Annotated in this window: 1 protein-coding gene; it reads left to right on the top strand. The window is 32.7% G+C overall.

Features of this window, described 5'->3' with window-relative positions; translation table 11 throughout:
• Positions 1-1760, top strand: a 1760-nt coding sequence (locus ACFO3U_RS07675) for a T9SS type B sorting domain-containing protein (RefSeq protein WP_379740137.1), incomplete at its 5' end; no start/stop codon positions are given.
• Between the last annotated feature and the right edge of the window lie 65 nt (positions 1761-1825).

Below are 1825 nucleotides of genomic sequence, written 5' to 3' on the forward strand. Positions count from 1 at the left end.
AAGTAACGATTCCAGCAGGAAGTTTAAGTGTTACAGTTAGTATTCCAATTACGGAAGATTTAATTGATGAGCCCGATGAAGTTTTCAATGTTGTAGGAACGGTTATCTCAGGTAATACAAGTAATACAAATCCAGTTGGAACGGTAACCATTATAGATAACGATGATACACCTATGATTTCTATTGGAAGTATAGTTGTTAATGAAGGAGATGGAACAGCTGTAGTCACAGTTAGTTTAAGTGGTCCAAGTTCAGTAGCTACAGTAGTTGATATTGTAACCACAACAGGAACAGCTGGAACAGATGATTATACGACTACAATAACACAAGTAACGATTCCAGCAGGAAGTTTAAGTGTTACAGTTAGTATTCCAATTACGGAAGATTTAATTGATGAGCCCGATGAAGTTTTCAATGTTGTAGGAACTGTTATCTCAGGTAATACAAGTAATACAAATCCAGTTGGAACGGTAACCATTATAGATAACGATGATACACCTATGATTTCTATTGGAAGTATAGTTGTTAATGAAGGAGATGGAACAGCTGTAGTCACAGTTAGTTTAAGTGGTCCAAGTTCAGTAGCTACAGTAGTTGATATTGTAACCACAACAGGAACAGCTGGAACAGATGATTATACGACTACAATAACACAAGTAACGATTCCAGCAGGAAGTTTAAGTGTTACAGTTAGTATTCCAATTACGGAAGATTTAATAGATGAGCCAGATGAAGTTTTCAATGTTGTAGGAACGGTTATCTCAGGTAATACAAGTAATACAAATCCAGTTGGAACGGTAACGATTGTTGATAATGACAATGTACCAGAGCTTCAAATCTCAAGTGATCAAGTTTTAGAAGGAGATGTTTTAACTTTTACAGTAACTTTATTAAATACAACCTCTTCTGAAGATATTGAATTGTCATTCATATACACTAACAATAATGCAAGTGATTCAGATTATGATACAACTGTTGTAATAATAACTATTCCTGCGGGAAGTACAACAGGAACATTCACTATTCAAACTACAAATGATGGTTTAGTTGAAGATGATGAAACATTTGATGTGGATATAGTATTAATTTCGGGTAATGCAACCATTTTAAACACTGGTTTGGGAATTATCTTAAATGATGATTTTGCTCCAATTGCTAACGATGATGGTCCAAAAGATACAGATATGAATAATGAAATTATTATTAATATATTTGACAACGATTTATACATTCCTACTTGTGGAACAATAAATGTTATACAACCAGAACATGGAACAGTTGTTATAAATGATAATGGTACACCAAATGATGTTTCAGATGATTATGTAATTTATACTCCTGACGCTGATTACTATGGTTCAGATTCATTTACGTATCAAATATGTGATTGCTTTGGAAACTGTAGCGAATATGCAACAGTTACTATAAATATTGGTGTTGTTTATCCAGCATGTGAAGTTCAAGTATTTAATGCTATTTCACCTGATGGTGATGGAATAAATGATGTATTAGTAATTTGGGGCTTAGATTGTCACCCAGATAATACAGTTCAAATATTCAATCGTTGGGGAGTTGAAGTATATAGTACTAAAGCATACGGATCAAATGACAACTATTTTAGAGGTGTCTCTGAAGGAAGAGTAACGGTTTCTCAAGGAGAAGAGTTGCCAGTTGGAACTTATTATTATATTATTGAATATTTAGATACAAATAAAAACAGTAGGCAACAAAAAACCGGATATTTATATTTAAATAGATAAAGAATTTAACATAAAGTATATCTTATCTTTGGTATACTTTATGTTTGAATTAAAAACACAAATAG

The sequence above is a fragment of the Flavobacterium ponti genome, assembly GCF_042652765.1.
GTDB classification, from domain to species: domain Bacteria; phylum Bacteroidota; class Bacteroidia; order Flavobacteriales; family Flavobacteriaceae; genus Flavobacterium; species Flavobacterium ponti.